This window comes from Nonomuraea sp. NPDC048916, from assembly GCF_040649575.1.
Classification (GTDB): Bacteria; Actinomycetota; Actinomycetes; order Streptosporangiales; family Streptosporangiaceae; genus Nonomuraea.
Genome location: NZ_JBEZFS010000041.1, coordinates 1 through 15,855 on the forward strand (window position 1 = coordinate 1; position 15,855 = coordinate 15,855).

The following is a 15,855-nucleotide window of genomic DNA, read 5'->3' on the forward strand; positions in this document are numbered from 1 at the left end:
CCTCCTGGAGAAGGGCCGGGCCTGACCAACCCCCTGGAGTCGGACCTGACCGGCTTTCTGGGACGGATCTGACCGGCTTTCTGGGACGGGCCTGATCGGCTTTCTGCAGGCGGGGCGGTCTCGCCGATCAGGGCCGCCCCGCCTGCAGAAAGCCGATCAGGCCCGTCCCAGAAAGCCGGTCAGATCCGTCCCAGAAAGCCGGTCAGGTCCGACTCCAGGGGGTTGGTCAGGCCCGGCCCTTCTCCAGGAGGTCGGCCAGGGCGTCGGCGACCGCGTCCTCCTGCTCGGCGATCCAGGCCCATTGGCCGTTGGGATTGCACTCCAGGAACACCCACTCACCGGCGGCGGTGAGGGCGAAGTCGAACGCTCCGAACAACAACCCGAAGCTCGCCATGTAACGATGGATGGCCCGTTCGACCTCAGGCGGGCAGGGGATCCGGGTGTAGGTGAGGGCGTCGTAGTCGGCCCGCCAGTCGAGGAGCCCGCCGTCGATGCGCACGGCGAAGACCCACCGGCCGACGACGGTGACCCGCACGTCGGCGACCTTGTTGACCTCGGCCTGGAACATGTGGGCCGTGCCGGCCACCGACTCGTCGAGCGACGCCGAGACGACCGGGCCGACCCAGATCATCCCGTCGCGACCGTCGGCGGCCGGCAACACGGCGTGCCTGAGCGGTTTGTAGACCACCGGCCCGAACGCGTCGGCGAAGGCCCGCGCCTCGTCCACCTCGTTGGTGATCAGCGTCTCGGGCACGGTGAAGCCACACGCCGCCGCGGTGTCGAGCTGGGCGGGCTTGTGCTCGGCGGCGTGATTGCGCCACGGATGGTTGACCCAGAGGCAGTCGGGCAGAGCGGCCAGCACACCGCCGAACCCGATGCCGGCCTCGTTCACGGCGAACCTGGCGATCTGCTCCTGCCAGCCGGCGCGAGCCCGGTAGGGAGTGGGACGGCGCCACCACGCCGCCCGCACCCCGCGCAGCTCCACCTCCCGGCTCGCGGTGCAGACCCGGCCGGACATCCCGCGGCTGCCGAACCTGGCCGACATCCTGGCCGCGGCACCGAGGAAGTCGGCCGGATCGAGACGCACCACGGGCACCCCACGCTCGAACAACCGCTGAGTGACCGGGTCGGCCGTGGCGTCGTCCACACTGGTGACGACCAGGACGGGAGCGTCGGCCATCGTCAGTCGCTGGAGTAGTCGAGGGTGCTGTCGTCGTCCCTGGTGCGCTTCTGGCCGTCGGATGCGGCCGTCTTGGTGGGCCTGCTGGTCACCTTGCCGCTTCCGTGCCTGCCCGCCTCGATCGGCCGGCCGGCCGGGTCGAAGTATCGGCCGGTCTGGGACACCGGGTCCAGCTCGACGTGGGGCACATCCACGGGGGCGGACGGGTCGAACGCCGTCACCCGGGTGACTCCCCACGGGGCGGGCTGCGTCGCGACGCTCATGGCATCAAGCTCCTTGGCTTCGAGGGTTGACCAGGATCGGCCTTTTCGGGACATGCGCACGGTCGTGCCCGGCTCGCCGCTTGGGCTCTCTCCTGGGTTCACTACCAACCGAACATCAAACGTTTGGCGTTTCATAGAGTGATCTCTTGAGCACGGTAAGTCAATAGGCTTCGTGGTCCCGACGTTTCCGCCGCGACAGCCGAGGAGAGACAGGGAGTGTGATGGACCAGCTCGGCAAGCCGAACTTCCGCCAGATCGCCCACCACCTGCGTCAAGACATCCTTGACGGGCGCCATCCACCGGGAACCCTGCTGCCGCCCGAGCCCGAGCTGGCACAACGCTTCGGTGTGTCCCGCAGTCTGGTCAACCGGGCCCTGCAACTCCTCGCCGCCGAGGGCAAGGTGACCGCCAGGCAGGGGCGGGGCACGATGGTCACCTGGCTCCCCCCGTTGTTACACTCGCCCGCCCGCTATCCCCGCGAGATACGCGAGGGTCAGGACGCCCGCGGCGCGTTCGACGCCGAGATCCGGGCCCTCGGCCTCGAACCCCAGCACGAGATCACCACCGAACACACCCAGCCCCCCGAGCACATCGCCGAAGCCCTCGGATTACCCCGCGGCAGGGTCAACTGCCTCGTACGCCGCCGCAGACTGCTCGCCTCCCGCATCCCGGTCCGGCTCAACGCCTCCTGGATCCCCCTGGAGATCGCCGGCGGCAGCACCCTGGAGGACCCGTCCGCCGTCCTCGTCGGCGGCATCAAGTCGGCCCTGGCCGACCTCGGGTTCAAGCAGGTGGCGGCCAGCGAACGCTTCATGGTCCGGCCTCCCAGCGACGCGGAGGCCGTCGCCCTGGAGATCAGCCCGGAGCGCAGCGTGCTCGACATCTTCCACGTCGGCAGGACCTCCGACGGTCGCGTGGTCGAGGTCACGACGACGGTGACCCCCGCCGACAACCAGATCGTCGAGCACGAGTTCCGGCTGTCCTGACCGCGTCCCGGCACCCGGCGGGACCAACCAAGCGGGCGCCCGTCCAGGGGCACGCTCCTCCGGCGGAGGTGGCCGGGTGCCTTGACGCGCGCCCGGTCACCGCCTGAGTGGCACCCGGTGAAACGTCAGCGCTTGGGCCGGATGGCGACCACGTCGTAGGTCGTGTCCGGGGTGGGCGGGGTGGTCGGCGTGCAGCGGGCCGACCTGCGTTACCAGGGTGCGGTCGCTATAGGCCGCGCTCAGCCACGCCTCGACGTCGCTGGACCCGTGCTGCAGGGCCCATGCGTCGCTTCCGGTGCCTTGCCACCACCGGGGCACGAACGCGCCCGGGCCGTGGCCACGAGATACGACAAGTTGGCCGTCCGCTATGAGGCGACCGCGCTGGTCGCTGCCATCAACGAGTGGCTGTGACCAGTCGCGACAGACCCCTAGTGGTCGACTGATCGTGGCAAACCGGAGTCAGGGTCCAAGCCCGCCTTCCAGCGCTTTTGTTCTTCGAGCCAGTGCACGTAGCGCGGCGAGGCGTCACGCAGGTTGATGCTGAGGGGGTAGGGGTCGTACTCGTCCAGAAGCAGCCTGCGCAGGAACTCAACCATGCCATAGGGGAAGAGTGTGAAGTCCTCGCAGGTGTGTCGGCCGCAGACCAGGACGGGCCACTGGTCAGGGTCGGGGTCGGTGGTCAGCCAGCACAGGAGGTCGGGGCCCGAGGTGATGCCCCAGGCGAGGATGTGGTCCGGGTCGATGTCGAGGCCTTCTTGACCGCCCAGCATCTCCCAGGTGCAACGGGCGTTCTCCGTCTCCTCCTCGAAGGTCCCGGGGTCCCACTGGATGTACTCCTTGGGCAACGGCATGAGGATGCCGACCTCCTCGTCCGCGCCGAGCTGGCCGCGGTGATCACCTCGGCCAGCTCGGCGCGCCCGTCAGAGCGAGGTCGGGGCGGTCGCCCGGCGCAGGGCCTGGCGGCAGGCCCGGATGGCGGGATGGCGGCTGCGGCCGCGGCGTACGGCGGTGAAGAGGCGGCGCGCGCGGTGGCCACTGGGGAGGGGCCGCAGGGTGACGGTGGGGGGCCGGCCGTTCCACACGAGGTCGGGCAGCAGGGCGGCGGCGTGCCCCTGTTCGGCGAGCCGCACGTGCAGCAGGAGGTCGGTGGACTCGAACCGGACGTCGGGCTCGAACCCGGCGTCGCGGCACAGCCTCATCGCCCAGTGTCCGGCGGCCGTGTCCGGGGGCTCCATGGCGAACGGATGGCCGGCCAGCGCGCGCAGGTCGGCGGCGTCCATGCCGGCGGGGACGGCCAGCCGGAGGGGGTCGTCGCACAGGTCCTCGACCTCGAGGCCGTCGGGCAGCGGGTTGGGGTTGCCTGGATACTCCTCGGCGATGACCAGGTCGAAGTCGCGGGCGAGCAGCGCGGGCAGCGCCCTCTCGGGCTCGGCCTGGGTGAGGTGCACGCGCAGCCGGGGGTGGGCGTCGCGGAGCAGGGTCAGGGCGGTCGGCACCAGGGCCAGGGCGGCGGTCTGGAAGGCCGCGACGCGCAGCGTGCCGGTGAGATGGGTGAGGGAGGTCGCGATGTCGGATTCGGCCTGTTCGAGGCGTTCGAGCACCGCCTCGGTGTGGGCGACGAGGATCTCGGCCTGCTCGGTGAGCCGGACCCGCCGGCCCACGGGCTCCAGGAGCGGCACGCCGACCTCGGTTTCGAGCAGTGAGAGCTGCTGGGAAACGGAGGACGGGCTGTAGGACAGGGCGGTGGCGACCGCCGCGAGCGTGCCCCGGTGCTTCAGCTCACGCAACAGGCGGAGCCGGTGCAGGTCGAACATCGATCGGCTTTCCTGACGATTATCGATCGGAAACATTCGCTGGACCAAGCATAGGCCGGGACGGCACCGTGGTCGTGTGCCCGCGACATCTTCCACTGGCCAGTGGTATACGAGACCAGCCGCCCGAACCTGGACCTGCGACCCGGCGCCCGCCGGGGTGCGGGAGTTCCACGCCTCGCTCGACGGCTACGCCCCCACTCCCCTGGTCGAGCTGCCCGGCCTCGCCGCGGAGCTGGGCGTGGGGCGGGTGTTCGTCAAGGACGAGTCGTCCCGGCTGGGGCTGCCCGCCTTCAAGGCGCTGGGCGCGTCCTGGGCGGTGCACCGGGTGCTGGCGCCTCAAGCATCGGGCTCGGAACCCCTGCTGCTGGTCACCGCCACCGACGGCAACCACGGCCGGGCCGTGGCCCGGATGGCGCGGTCGCGGGGGCAGCGGGCCCACGTGTTCGTCGCCGAGGGGGTGCATCCGGCCGCCGTGGCCGCCATCGCCGACGAAGGGGCGCGGGTCACCGAGGTCGCCGGGAGCTACGACGAGGCGGTACGCCGCGCCGCCGAGGCGGCGGACGAGCCGGGGGCCGTGCTCGTCCAGGACACCTCCTGGCCCGGGTACGAGGAGGTGCCCGGCTGGATCGTCGAGGGCTACTCGACCCTGTTCGCCGAGGTCGACGCCCAGTTGGGCGCTGCGGGCGCCGAGCCGCCGGGGCTCGTCGCCGTACCGGTGGGCGTGGGATCTCTCGCGCAGGCGGCCGTGACGCACTACCGCGCCCGCCGGGACCGTCCGGCGGCGCTGCTGGCCGTGGAGCCCGAGGCGGCGGCGTGCGTTCTGGCGAGTCTCGCCGAGGGGCGGCCGGTCACCGTGGCGACCCGCCCCACCGCCATGGCCGGCCTGAACTGCGGCACCCCCTCCGGCCTGGCCTGGCCGTACCTGCGCGAGGGCCTGGACGCCGCGATCGCCGTCAGCGACGCGGACAGCGCCCGCGCGGCGCGCGACCTCGCCGCGCTCGGCGTCTCCTCCGGACCGTGCGGCGCCGCGTCCCTGGCGGGCGTCCGCGCCGCCCTGACCGGCGACGCCGCCGGTGAGCGCCGAGCCGCGCTGAGCGTGGGGCCGCTGTCGACCGTGGTCCTGCTGAGCACCGAGGGCGCCGACGCCAACCCCCACGCCGAGGATCCCCAGCCATGACCGGCACCAACCCCACAGTGAGGAGTCGTGACCGTGTCCACGCGTGACCTCATCACCGTGAACGGCGACCGCCTGTGGCGGTCGCTGATGGAGCTCGCCGAGATCGGCGCGTACGACGACGAACGCACCGGCCTGCGCGGCGTGAACCGGCTGGCGCTGACCGACGCCGACGCGGCCGGTCGGCGCCTGGTCATCGGCTGGATGGAGCAGGCCGGCCTGGCCGTGCGCGTCGACCGGATGGGCAACGTCTACGGGCGCCGGGAGGGCGGCGACCCCGGTGCCCGCCCGGTCCTGACCGGCTCGCACCTCGACAGCGTCGCGACCGCCGGAGCATTCGACGGCTGCCTGGGCGTGCTCGGCGGCATCGAGGCGATCCGCACCCTGAACGAGCGCGGCATCACCACCCGCCACCCCCTGGAGGTGGCGATCTTCACCGAGGAGGAGGGGGTCCGCTTCGGCACCGACATGCTCCGCAGCGCGGTGGCCGCCGGCCGCGTCAGCCTGGAGGACGCCTACGCGCTGACCGACCGCGACGGCGTCACCCTCGGGGCGGAGCTGGCCCGCACCGGGTTCGACGGCCCGGCCTCCGAACGGCTCGACCCGCCGCACGCCTACGTGGAGTGCCACATCGAGCAGGGCCCCGTCCTGGCGAACGCCGGGGTGGAGATCGGCGTCGTCACCGGCGTCCAGGGCATCTCGTGGCAGGAGGTCGTCATCCACGGCCGCGCCGCCCACGCCGGCACCACGCCGACCGAGCTGCGCGCCGACGCCGGGCTGGCCGCCGCCCAGGTCGTCACCAACCTGCGCGCCATGGTCGACTCCGGCTCGTACGGCGAGCTGCGCGCCACCGTCGGGCACCTGGCCGTCCACCCGGACCTGACGAACATCGTCCCGGCCCGCGCGGAGCTGACCGTCGACCTGCGCAACCCCGACGACGGGCTAATGGCCCGCGCCGAGGAGGACCTCGTGGCCTTCCTGCGCACGCTGGAGGAACGGCAGCCCGGTCTGAGCGTCACCACTCGCCGGATGGCCCGGACCTCCCACGTCCCGTTCGACGACGGCGTGCGGAAGGTGATCGCCCAGGCCGCCGACGACCACGGCCTGGCCCACCTCTCCCTGCTGTCCGGAGCGGGCCACGACGCCCAGGAGATCGCCGCCCTCTGCCCCACCGCCATGATCTTCGTACGGGGCGAGTACGACGGCATCAGCCACAACCCCCGCGAATACTCCACCCCCGAGGCCTGCGCGCACGGCATCGACGTCCTGGCCACCACCCTGCTCCGGCTGGCCGGCCATGACTGAGCCCCAGCCAGGGCGTCGCCAGATCGAGGCCGATGCCGACCGACGGGGCCAGCCGTGATCCCGGAAGCGACCAGACCCGAGAAGCCACCAGGAAGGAACCGCATGACGTACGAGCATCAGGACGACCCGGTCGAGTTGCTCGCCCGGCTGGTCGCCATCGACTCCGTCAACCCCGATCTGGTGCCCGGCGGCGCGGGTGAGGCGGCCATCGCCGACTACTGCGGCGAGTGGCTGCGCGCGCGGGGGTTCGACGTGCACCGGCTGGAGAAGCGGCCGGGACGCCCCTCGCTCGTCGCGGTCGCGCGCGGCACCGGCGGCGGGCGTTCGCTGATGCTCAACGGCCATGTCGACACCGTCGGCCTGGCCGGTTACGACGGCGACCCGCTCCAACCGCTGATCCGCGACGGCAGGCTCCACGGCCGGGGCTCGTACGACATGAAGAGCGGCCTGGCGGCCATGATGATCGCCGCCGCTCGCGCCACGGACGGCGGCACGCTGCGCGGCGACGTGCTCGTGGCCTGCGTCGCCGACGAGGAGTACGCCAGCGCGGGCACCGAGGAGGTGCTGGAGACGTTCACCGCCGACGCGGCCATCGTCACGGAGCCGAGCAACCTCGAGGTGACGCTGGCGCACAAGGGGTTCGCCTGGTTCGAGGTGGAGATCGAGGGCCGTGCCGCCCACGGGTCACGACCCGACCTGGGCGTCGACGCCATCGCCAAGGCCGGTCACTTCCTGGTCGCCCTGGAGGAGCACGGCGAGCGCCTGGCCCGGGGCGAGGCGCACCCGCTGCTCGGCACCGGCACCGTGCACGCCTCCGTCATCCGGGGCGGTGAGGAGGCCTCGACCTACCCGGCGCTGTGCCGGATCACGCTGGAGCGGCGTATCGTCCCCGGCGAGAGCGCCGGCACCGTCCACGCGGAGCTGACCACGATCCTGGACCGGCTCGCCGCCACGGTCCCGGGCTTCCGCCACCGCCTGCACCGCGGCCTGCACCGCGAGCCGTTCGAGGCCGACCGCGAGGCGCCGATCGTGCGCACCGTGCTCCGGCACGCCGAGCGGGCGCTCGGCCACCCGCCCGTGATCCGTGCCGAGCCGTTCTGGACCGACTGCGCCCTCCTGGACCAGGCCGGCATCCCGTGCCTGCTCATCGGCGTCGACGGCGAAGGGGCCCACGCCGCCACGGAGTGGGCCGACCTCGCCTCCCTGCACCGCCTGACCGACGTCCTCACCGCCACGGTCGCCGACTTCTGCTCCTGACGCGCCCCCGGCTGCTTCTTGTGATCAGTCTGGGACCGGGGCTGTGGACGCGCGAGGTGGCGGCCGAGAACACGTGCCCGGACCTACGCGTGGCCCTTGAGGCGTCATGGCCCGCCCGAGCGGCCCCCCTGCCGCGCCGACCGCTTCCCGCGGCTCACCGTTGACGGCGTGAGGAGCCGGGCGCAGCGTCTGATTGACAGATTGTCGAAAAGTGTCAAAATGCCACGTCGAGACCTGGCGCGAGCAGGTGGAGGCCGATCCGCGCGGCGGCGACGTGGCCAGCGTCTACCGGGCGATGGTCCACGTGCTGAAGACGCTGCCGCTGGCCTCCGCGATCACCGTGAGGGACCCGGAGGTCTTCGGCAAATACCTCCGCAAGCCCTCGAACCTGTTCGAGAGGCGGCCGAGCACCTTCGGCATGCGCGAGTTCCTCCACATGATGCAGCGGGCGGGCACCATGCGCCTGGAGGTCGACACCCGGGCCGTGGCGTTCATCCTCGACGCGCTCACCCCGGCCCTGCGCAGCGCCTTCATGGCGGAAAAGACGGGGCCGCACCCCGATCGGCCGACGCCGGACGAGCTGCTGGAGACGCTGGCGGACCTGCTCGACCGAGCCCTGACGCCGCCCGGCGGCGCCGACCTCGCCAACGGCAAGGCAGTGCTGCTCGGCGGATTGGACCAGGCCCGCGCCGCTCTCGCCGCCGCACTGAACCGACAGGAAGGGAAGCGATCATGACGGACGAACCCCTCACCCTGGCCCTGGACGACGCCCGCGCCACGTTGGAGCGGGCCGGGGGCAAGGGCGCCTCGCTGGCCCGCCTGGCCGCGGCCGGCCTGCCGGTGCCACCGGGCTTCCACGTGACGACGGCCGCCTACCGCCGCTTCGTCACCGCGCACGGCCTGCAGGAGCGCATCGTCGAGCTCGCCTCGGCGGCCTTCCCCGACCGGCCCGAGACCTGCGACACCGCTGCCGAGAAGATCGCCGCGCTCTTCACCGGGCAGCCGGTGCCGGAAGAGGTGGCCCGCGCCATCGGCGCCGCCTACGCCGAGCTGGGCGACGACCCGGCGGTGGCCGTGCGATCCTCCGCGACCGCCGAGGACCTGCCGGAGATGTCCTTCGCCGGTCAGCAGGAGACCTACCTCAACATCCGCGGCCCTTCCCCGGTCCTGGACGCGGTGAAGCGCTGCTGGGCGTCCCTGTGGACGGCCCGCGCCATCGGCTACCGCGCACGACAGGGCATCGGCCCCGACGAGGTCAGCCTGGCGGTCGTGGTCCAGGAGCTCGTGCCGGCCGACGCGGCCGGCGTGCTCTTCACCGCCGACCCGCTGACCGGCGCCCGCGACCGGGTGATGGTCAACGCGGCCTGGGGGCTCGGCGAGGCGGTCGTCGGAGGGCAGGTCACCCCCGACACGATCGTCGTCGCCAAGGCCGACGGCTCGATCATCCGGCAGGAGATCAGCGACAAACAGGTCATGACGGTCCGCACGCCCGCCGGGACCCGCGAGGAGCCGGTGCCGGCTGAGCTGCGCGAGCGGCCCGTGCTCGACCCGCCGCAGGCGGCCGAGCTCACCCGCCTCGCCGTCGCGATCGAGGAACTGTACGAGCGGCCGATGGACATCGAGTGGGCCAGACACGACGGCCGCCCGCACATCCTCCAGGCGCGTCCCATCACCGCCCTGCCCGGCGCCGCACCCTCCTGGGAGCTGCCCGACCCGAAGGGCAAGTACGTGCGGGGCAGCGTCACCGAGTTGCTGCCCGAACCGCTCTCCCCGCTCTTCGCCACGCTGGGCCTCGACGCCTGGAAGCAGGCCACCCTGGAGGGGTACAAGAGCATCGGCCTGCCGTACTTCGACGAGCCGTTCGCCGTCATCGGCGGCTACGCCTACTACAACATCACCTACACGCCCGGCATGCTGGCCCGGACGATGGTGGCGCAGCCGCTGTTCCTGGCCGTCACACTGCCCCGGGGGCTGCGCACCGCGGCGCAGCGGTGGCGGCAGGCTCATGCGGCCTACGCGGGTGTCGCGGCCAGGCGGGGCTCGGCCGACACCGCCTCCGCGCCGGCGAGCGAACTCCTCGCCGGAGCCCGTGAGATCGTCGAGGAGGCGGCCCGCTACTACACGGCCATCCAGAGCGGCGTCCTGCCCGCGGCCTACATGAGCGAGTCGCTGTTCACCCAGGCGTACAAGCGCGTCAGGCGCCCGGACGATCCGCCGGCGCCGGCGTTCCTGCTGGGTTTCGACAGCAAGCCGGTGCGCGCGGAGAAGTCCCTCTACGACCTGGCGCGCTGGGCGCGCGAGCAGCCCGGGCCGGCCGAGCGCCTGGAGCACCCTCCGGTGGATCAGCCCGGGGAGTTCGCCGGCCGGTTCGCCGCGCACCTGGCCGAGTTCGGCGACATGGTGTACGACCTCGACTTCGCCAAGCCGCTACCGGCGGAGGACCCGGCGCCGCTGCTCCAGACGCTGCGCTTCTACCTGACCGGCCAGGCGCCCGACCCCCATGAGCGGCAGCGGGCGGCGCGAGAGCAACGCGAGCGGGCCGCCCGCCGGTTGAACGCCCGCCGCGGCCTGCGGGCGGCGTTCGCCAAGCGCGTGCTGCGCTGGGCGCAGAAGATGGCGCCGCTGCGCGAGGACGCCCTGGCCGACGTGGGCCTGGGCTGGCCTGTCGCCCGCCACGCACTGCACGAGATCGGCCGGCGACTCGTCGCCGCGAAGGCCGTCGCCGATGAGGACGACGTGTTCTGGCTGCGCCTGGACGAGCTGGAGGCGGCGGTCGAGGCGCTGGACTCCGCAGGCCGTACCCCGGCGGACTCGCGCGCCGTCGTGGCCGAGCGCAGGGCCACATGGCGGGCGCAGCAGGCCGTCGCGCCACCGCACGCGCTCCCGGAAGACGGCATGAAGATCCTCGGCATCGACTTCTCCCGACTGCTGCCCGGCCACCGCGACGACGGATCCGCCGACGTCATCAAGGGCGTGCCCGGCAGCCCCGGACGGGTCAGCGCTCCCGCGCGGATCATCCACGGCCCCGGCGAGTTCGGCCGGATGCGCCAGGGGGACGTGCTGGTCGCGCGGATCACCACACCCGCGTGGACGTCGCTGTTCGCGCTCGCGTCCGCCGTGGTCACCGACGTCGGCGGCCCGCTCAGCCACAGCTCGATCGTGGCGCGCGAGTACGGCATTCCCGCCGTGCTCGGCACCGGCACGGCGACCGAGCGGCTGCGGAGCGGCCAGCAGGTCATCATCGACGGAGAGGCCGGCACCGTGACCCTCGTCCACCCTTGACCGGAAGAAGCGGCTATGAAGGCGATCATCCCGCTATGGGAAGACTCCACGCAGGAGGCGATCCACGGCCACGAGACCTTCCTCCAGGAGATCCCGGCCGCCAGGAACGTCAGACTGATCCGAAACGTGACGGCGCCGTCGCTGACCGTCTACACCCCCGATCCGTCCGTGGCGGCCCGCACCGGCGTGATCCTCTGCCCCGGCGGCAGCTTCCACACACTCCCGCACTGGGAGGACCTCGAGATCAACGGCGTCGCGGGCCGGCTCGCCGGGCACGGCCTGACCGTGTTCGTCCTCAGGTACCGGCTGGCGCCGACGCCGCGAGCCGACGAGGAGTTCATGCGCCTGGCGTCGTCGTCCCCCATCATGGACGCCGTCAAGGCCCAGTCGCGCGTGGCCAGGGACGACGCCTTCCAGGCGCTCCGGGTCGTCCGCGAGCGGGCCTCCGCCTGGGGCGTCGACCCGGGGCGCGTCGGCATGACGGGCTAATCCGCGGGCGGGCTGCTCACGATCCACGCCGCGACAAGCTACGACGCGGCCACCCGCCCCGCCTTCGCCGCGCCGATCTACGGCGGCGTCTTCGACGAGTACACCGTGCCGCCCGACGCGCCTCCCCTGTTCATCGCGTTCGCCAGCGACGACGAGGGCATCGGGGTCGTGCCCGGCAACCTCGCCCTGTACGCCGCTTGGCAGGCGGCGGGACACCCGGTCGAGATGCACGTCTACGCCCAGGGCGGCCATGCGTTCGCGGCGGCGCCGCCGGACCTGCCCTGCGGCACCTGGATGGACCGGTACGTCGACTGGCTCCGCTCCCTCGGTCTCCTGGGCTGACAGGCCCGCTCAGAGCTCGATCAGCCAACGACGAGGCGAGGTAGAAGCAGAGTCCGAGAAGTGCTGCCCAACGGTCAGAACGTGTCCCGTCGCGCACCCGGCAGGAGAGGATTCCAGGGGAGCTCACGGGTAGCCGAAGCACTTCCCCGTGGCGGCCCGTACGGTCGGGCGTATGAGCGTCGAAGATCGGAAGGCCCGCGCCGCGGAGAGGCGCCCTCGTCGCGTCGACCGGCGGCGTGGGGGCGGGCCGGGCCGGACGTCCTGGTCGCGGGGGCGGGTGCTCGCGTCGGTTGCCGTGCTGCTGGCCGGGCTGCTGGCGTTCCCCGGCGTCGTGCCCAACACCGTCGGCAATCTCGGCAGCCTGCTGGAGACCTTCCTTCCCTGGGGTGGCCTTGCCGTTCCCGTGCTGATGGTCCTGGCACTGCTGCGTCGCTCGGCCACCGCGATGGTGTCCCTGGTGCTGCCCGCGGCGGTCTGGGCCGCCCTCTTCGGTGAGCGGTTGCCACCCGCTGATCAGGGGGCGGCTCACGACCTGACCGTGCTCCAGCACAACGTCAGCGACGAGAACCCCGATCCCGGCGGAACCGCGCGAGCCCTGGCCCAGGCCGGAGCCGACCTCATCGCTCTGGAGGAGTTGACGCCTGACGCCCTGCCCGTCTACGAGGCCGTCCTCGCGCCCGGACATCCCTACCACGCGGTCGTGGGCACCGTCGGACTGTGGTCCAGACATCCCCTCGCGGACTCCCGGCCGGTGGATATCAAGCCCGCGGAGGTCGGAGGAGACTGGAGCCGAGGGCTGCGGTCCACCGTGCGGACGCCATCCGGTGACATAGCCGTGTACGTCGCCCACCTGCCCTCGGTCCGTATCCGGCTGCCAGACGGCTTCGGCTCCGGCTGGAGGGACGAGAGCGCCGCCGCCTTGGGCGCGGCCATCGCCGCGGAACGGCTGGACAGGATCGTTCTGCTGGGCGACCTCAACAGCACCCTCGATGACCGTGGCCTGGCTCCGGTCACCTCCCGGATGACCCCGGCGGAGGAGGGTTTCGGCTTCAGCTGGCCCGCCGCATTCCCCATCGCCCGGATCGACCACGTCATGACCCGCGCGGCGACGCCCGTCACCACCTGGACCCTGCCCGCCACCGGCAGCGACCACCTGCCGGTGGCGGCCCACATCAAGCTCTGACGTTCACCGGCGGCCGGGGGACAGCGGTCGTCTCGTGCCTTTCCCGGGAGCGGCACACGCCGAGCGAACGCTCGGGCATCCGCCCGTGATCCGCGCCGAACCGTCCTGGACCGACCGTGTCCTGCTCGACCAGGCCGGTATCCCGCGCCTGCTCTTCGGCGTCGACGGCGAAGGAGCCCACGCCGCCACGGAGTGGGCCGACCTCGCCTCCCTGCACCGCCTGACCGACGTCCTCACCGCCACGATCGCGAACTTCTGCTCCTGACGCACCCGCACGCCGGCTGCTCCCGGATCGTGACAGCGCTACTCCTCCTCGAAGACCACACCTGCGGTTTCTTCACGCAGGTGTCCTCGTTTTCGTCGAGTCACCGTGCCTGACCAGTCAAAATCCGTAGCCACAGGTTCTTCGCCGCACGCGCCGACAGCCAGGCGCTCTCCACGACCAGAACTGGGGACTCAGCCGAAGTGCGCCGGATGAACCACAGGCCGCCAGCTGCGCACAGTTCGAACATCGGGCGCTGGCAAACGCATGTGTGCTCGCGTACCCGCGTCCGATCAGCGCGCGGAAGACTTCGTTCCCACTCCACTCGCTCAGCTTGCTGGTGCGGAACAGCCACATGCAGCCCGTGATAGTCGGGCAGTGAGCGTGACGTGGGCACGACGTCACCGTCGGATCTGCTGGTCTTGAAGCAGTGCCACGAACGTTCCCACGTCATCAGCGCTCACCGTCTGATGAAGCCCCGCATCGATCTCGGTATTGCGAAGGCGGACACCGCGCCTGGTCGCGTAGAAGACGCCCGTGTCACTGCAGAAGAACGACCAACCGGGGAACATGGCGCGAAGCACGTCAAGGTCGTAGCCAGGTGCTGACATGTCGCCAGGCTAAACGCCAGATGGGAGGATGTCTACAGTGGTCTATAGGGCCATCCGGTCGATAGCGGTACATCGCAGGTTTCTACAGTTGCCTGGTGATCGAGTTTCGCGAGGACCAACCAAAGTGGCAGCAGGTCGCCCAAGCGATCCGCGAGCGCATCGCAGCAGGGGCGTACCGCCCCGGTTCGCGAGTACCGAGCGAGAACGATCTGATGCAAGAGTTCGGAATCGCCCGGATGACCGCCCACAAGGTGATGAGAGCCCTCCGTGAGGAGGGGGCCATCTATACCGTTCGCGGCATGGGCAGCTTCGTCAGCCCACCTGGCGGCACAGAGCCACCAGTAGTTCACACCTCCTGACACGTGAATCAACCTCGGCCAAGCAGGCGGCAGCGAACCCTGGCTGTTGATCGTCGGTCATGGCCTGCCGCTCGGCGTGTCGCGGGCGCCCCCGGCTCTTGCGGATTGGCGCAGCATCATGGGACGGAGTCTGCTCAGCGGCGGCACGTCACCTCGTTAGCCGTCGAAGCCTGCCAGGTAGAGGTCAGCCAGCTTCGGCGGAGTCGAGATGGCGGGTGTCACCGAGATTGACGACCTGGCGGTTGTAGTAGAAGTCGTCTTCGTGCAGCGTGGTGATGCTGCCGGATGGCGCCCGGAAATAGGCGTGGCCGACCGCCTTGATCGGCATCTTGATCCAGGACGCCACGACAACTGTCAGGGAGCCACCGTGCGTCACGATGATCTGGTGTTCGCAGGGACGCTGCAAGATCTCGTCCATGGCCGCGTAGATGCGCTGCGCCAACGCCGCCTTGGTCTCGGCGCCCTCCACGCCCTCGTCGTGTTCCAACCGCTCCCCGGCAGCCGGCGGCGGGATGAATCGCTGGTCCAGCCACTCCTGTGGCCTTCCCTCCGCCTCTCCGTAGGATTTCTCCCGCAGTCTGCGGTCCAGGATCGGTTTCACGCCGAACAGCTCGCCAACCTTCTCGGCCGTTTGCCGGGTGCGCTGCAGATCTGAGGAGAATAGCTCCACATCGGCGCCGTCCGGGATCTGAGCCCGCAGCGCCTGGGCAATGGAGGCCGCTGCGCTGAGGCCAGCCGGCGTCAGATGCGAATCATGCCAGCCGCCGACGACCCCCTCGATGTGGTGCGTCGCCTCCGGATGGGTGACGGCGTAGATGGTGCGCATGAGTGAGCTCTTCCTGTAGGGGGCCGTTCTTTGGTGATCTTAAGAGTGGTTCACGAGTTCCCTGAATTCGTGAATACGGCTCTGTCGCCGACCGCCATCACGGGCTGTCAGCGGCAATGGTGCAACCGACGACGTGGGAGAAGTGCGGCGTGTCACGTGCCGCTTCCGGTCGAGCGGCCGACGGACCGGCGGATGTCGGGCATGCCGAGGCTGACGGTCGTCGTGCGAGCTGCTGCCTCTCGCATGGTCTGGAGCTTCTGGTCGGCGGCGGCGAGGGTGGTCTCGATGGCGGCGACTTCACCGAGCCAGCCTTGTTCCTTGGCCTCGGCGAGACGGTCGATGAGGTTGGCGTGGATCTCTTCGAGTCGGGGCTTCTGAGCTGGGTCAACGCGAAGGAGGGGGCATCTGACGCAGGCTTCTCTGAACTATGGGGCCGTTCCGTCCCAAAGCCTCTGATCTGCAGCTCTCTGAAACCGATCGGTGATGCCAGAGGAATCACAGCGAGATGCTCCGGAGAGCGAG

General features: G+C 71.2%; 18 protein-coding genes. 12 read left to right on the plus strand and 6 right to left on the minus strand.

Translation table 11 applies throughout. The features are described from left to right. Nucleotides 1-226: 226 nt before the first annotated feature. Both tgmB and tgmA read right to left on the minus strand, forming a co-directional pair. Nucleotides 227-1,180 carry an ATP-grasp ribosomal peptide maturase gene (gene tgmB / locus AB0C16_RS32850; protein WP_357688699.1) on the minus strand — a complete coding sequence of 318 codons (954 nt, stop codon included), beginning with the start codon at nucleotides 1,178-1,180 and terminating at the stop codon, nucleotides 227-229. A gap of 2 nt (nucleotides 1,181-1,182) precedes the next feature. Beyond that, on the minus strand, nucleotides 1,183-1,443 hold the full coding sequence (gene tgmA / locus AB0C16_RS32855) for a putative ATP-grasp-modified RiPP (RefSeq protein WP_357688701.1): 261 nt from the start codon (nucleotides 1,441-1,443) through the stop codon (nucleotides 1,183-1,185). A 221-nt stretch (nucleotides 1,444-1,664) separates the two neighbouring features. Between tgmA and AB0C16_RS32860 the strand changes: the two genes are divergently transcribed. Beyond that, a complete protein-coding gene (locus tag AB0C16_RS32860) occupies nucleotides 1,665-2,429 on the plus strand; it encodes a GntR family transcriptional regulator (protein WP_357688819.1) in 765 nt (254 codons plus the stop codon). Between the two features lie 162 nt (nucleotides 2,430-2,591). Then, complete coding sequence (locus tag AB0C16_RS32865) at nucleotides 2,592-2,840, plus strand: hypothetical protein (RefSeq protein ID WP_357688703.1); 249 nt, start codon at nucleotides 2,592-2,594, stop codon at nucleotides 2,838-2,840. Between the two features lie 17 nt (nucleotides 2,841-2,857). Here AB0C16_RS32865 and AB0C16_RS32870 read toward each other — a convergent pair whose 3' ends face one another. Both AB0C16_RS32870 and AB0C16_RS32875 read right to left on the minus strand, forming a co-directional pair. Further along, nucleotides 2,858-3,280: a hypothetical protein gene (locus tag AB0C16_RS32870; RefSeq protein WP_357688705.1), complete on the minus strand. Its 423-nt coding sequence runs from the start codon at nucleotides 3,278-3,280 to the stop codon at nucleotides 2,858-2,860. 69 nt (nucleotides 3,281-3,349) lie between these two features. Then, complete coding sequence (locus tag AB0C16_RS32875) at nucleotides 3,350-4,243, minus strand: LysR substrate-binding domain-containing protein (protein WP_357688707.1); 894 nt, start codon at nucleotides 4,241-4,243, stop codon at nucleotides 3,350-3,352. Nucleotides 4,244-4,319: 76 nt separating this feature from the next. Here AB0C16_RS32875 and AB0C16_RS32880 point away from each other — a divergent pair, with 76 nt between their 5' ends. The 9 genes from AB0C16_RS32880 to AB0C16_RS32920 all read left to right on the plus strand — a co-directional run bounded on the left by AB0C16_RS32880 (nucleotide 4,320) and on the right by AB0C16_RS32920 (nucleotide 13,540). Beyond that, nucleotides 4,320-5,420 (plus strand): diaminopropionate ammonia-lyase, encoded by a 1,101-nt coding sequence (locus tag AB0C16_RS32880; protein WP_357688709.1) that lies wholly within the window; start codon nucleotides 4,320-4,322, stop codon nucleotides 5,418-5,420. A 33-nt stretch (nucleotides 5,421-5,453) separates the two neighbouring features. Beyond that, the gene (locus tag AB0C16_RS32885) at nucleotides 5,454-6,722 is read left to right on the plus strand and encodes a Zn-dependent hydrolase (RefSeq protein ID WP_357688710.1); all 1,269 of its coding nucleotides are present in this window, start codon (nucleotides 5,454-5,456) and stop codon (nucleotides 6,720-6,722) included. A 102-nt stretch (nucleotides 6,723-6,824) separates the two neighbouring features. Beyond that, nucleotides 6,825-7,979, plus strand: coding sequence for an ArgE/DapE family deacylase (locus AB0C16_RS32890; RefSeq protein WP_357688712.1), 1,155 nt, complete (start codon nucleotides 6,825-6,827; stop codon nucleotides 7,977-7,979). Nucleotides 7,980-8,190: 211 nt separating this feature from the next. After that, the gene (locus tag AB0C16_RS32895) at nucleotides 8,191-8,715 is read left to right on the plus strand and encodes a hypothetical protein (RefSeq protein WP_357688714.1); all 525 of its coding nucleotides are present in this window, start codon (nucleotides 8,191-8,193) and stop codon (nucleotides 8,713-8,715) included. Further along, nucleotides 8,712-11,261: a PEP/pyruvate-binding domain-containing protein gene (locus AB0C16_RS32900; RefSeq protein WP_357688716.1), complete on the plus strand. Its 2,550-nt coding sequence runs from the start codon at nucleotides 8,712-8,714 to the stop codon at nucleotides 11,259-11,261. Before AB0C16_RS32895 ends, AB0C16_RS32900 begins: the two co-directional genes overlap by 4 nt. Nucleotides 11,262-11,276: 15 nt before the next feature. Next, the gene (locus AB0C16_RS32905) at nucleotides 11,277-11,750 is read left to right on the plus strand and encodes a hypothetical protein (protein WP_357688718.1); all 474 of its coding nucleotides are present in this window, start codon (nucleotides 11,277-11,279) and stop codon (nucleotides 11,748-11,750) included. Nucleotides 11,751-11,855: 105 nt separating this feature from the next. Then, complete coding sequence (locus AB0C16_RS32910; RefSeq protein ID WP_357688720.1) at nucleotides 11,856-12,092, plus strand: hypothetical protein; 237 nt, start codon at nucleotides 11,856-11,858, stop codon at nucleotides 12,090-12,092. Between the two features lie 172 nt (nucleotides 12,093-12,264). Then, nucleotides 12,265-13,275 carry an endonuclease/exonuclease/phosphatase family protein gene (locus AB0C16_RS32915; protein WP_357688722.1) on the plus strand — a complete coding sequence of 337 codons (1,011 nt, stop codon included), beginning with the start codon at nucleotides 12,265-12,267 and terminating at the stop codon, nucleotides 13,273-13,275. A gap of 85 nt (nucleotides 13,276-13,360) precedes the next feature. Beyond that, entirely contained in the window at nucleotides 13,361-13,540 is a 180-nt protein-coding gene (locus tag AB0C16_RS32920) for a hypothetical protein (protein ID WP_357688724.1), read from the plus strand. Between the two features lie 398 nt (nucleotides 13,541-13,938). Here the strand turns inward: AB0C16_RS32920 and AB0C16_RS32925 are convergent, their stop codons facing one another. Then, complete coding sequence (locus AB0C16_RS32925; RefSeq protein ID WP_357688726.1) at nucleotides 13,939-14,148, minus strand: hypothetical protein; 210 nt, start codon at nucleotides 14,146-14,148, stop codon at nucleotides 13,939-13,941. 95 nt (nucleotides 14,149-14,243) lie between these two features. On the opposite strand from AB0C16_RS32925, the gene AB0C16_RS32930 reads away from it, so the two are divergent. Further along, on the plus strand, nucleotides 14,244-14,507 hold the full coding sequence (locus AB0C16_RS32930; protein ID WP_357688728.1) for a GntR family transcriptional regulator: 264 nt from the start codon (nucleotides 14,244-14,246) through the stop codon (nucleotides 14,505-14,507). Nucleotides 14,508-14,691: 184 nt separating this feature from the next. Here AB0C16_RS32930 and AB0C16_RS32935 read toward each other — a convergent pair whose 3' ends face one another. Continuing rightward, entirely contained in the window at nucleotides 14,692-15,333 is a 642-nt protein-coding gene (locus AB0C16_RS32935; protein WP_357688730.1) for a histidine phosphatase family protein, read from the minus strand. Between the last annotated feature and the right edge of the window lie 522 nt (nucleotides 15,334-15,855).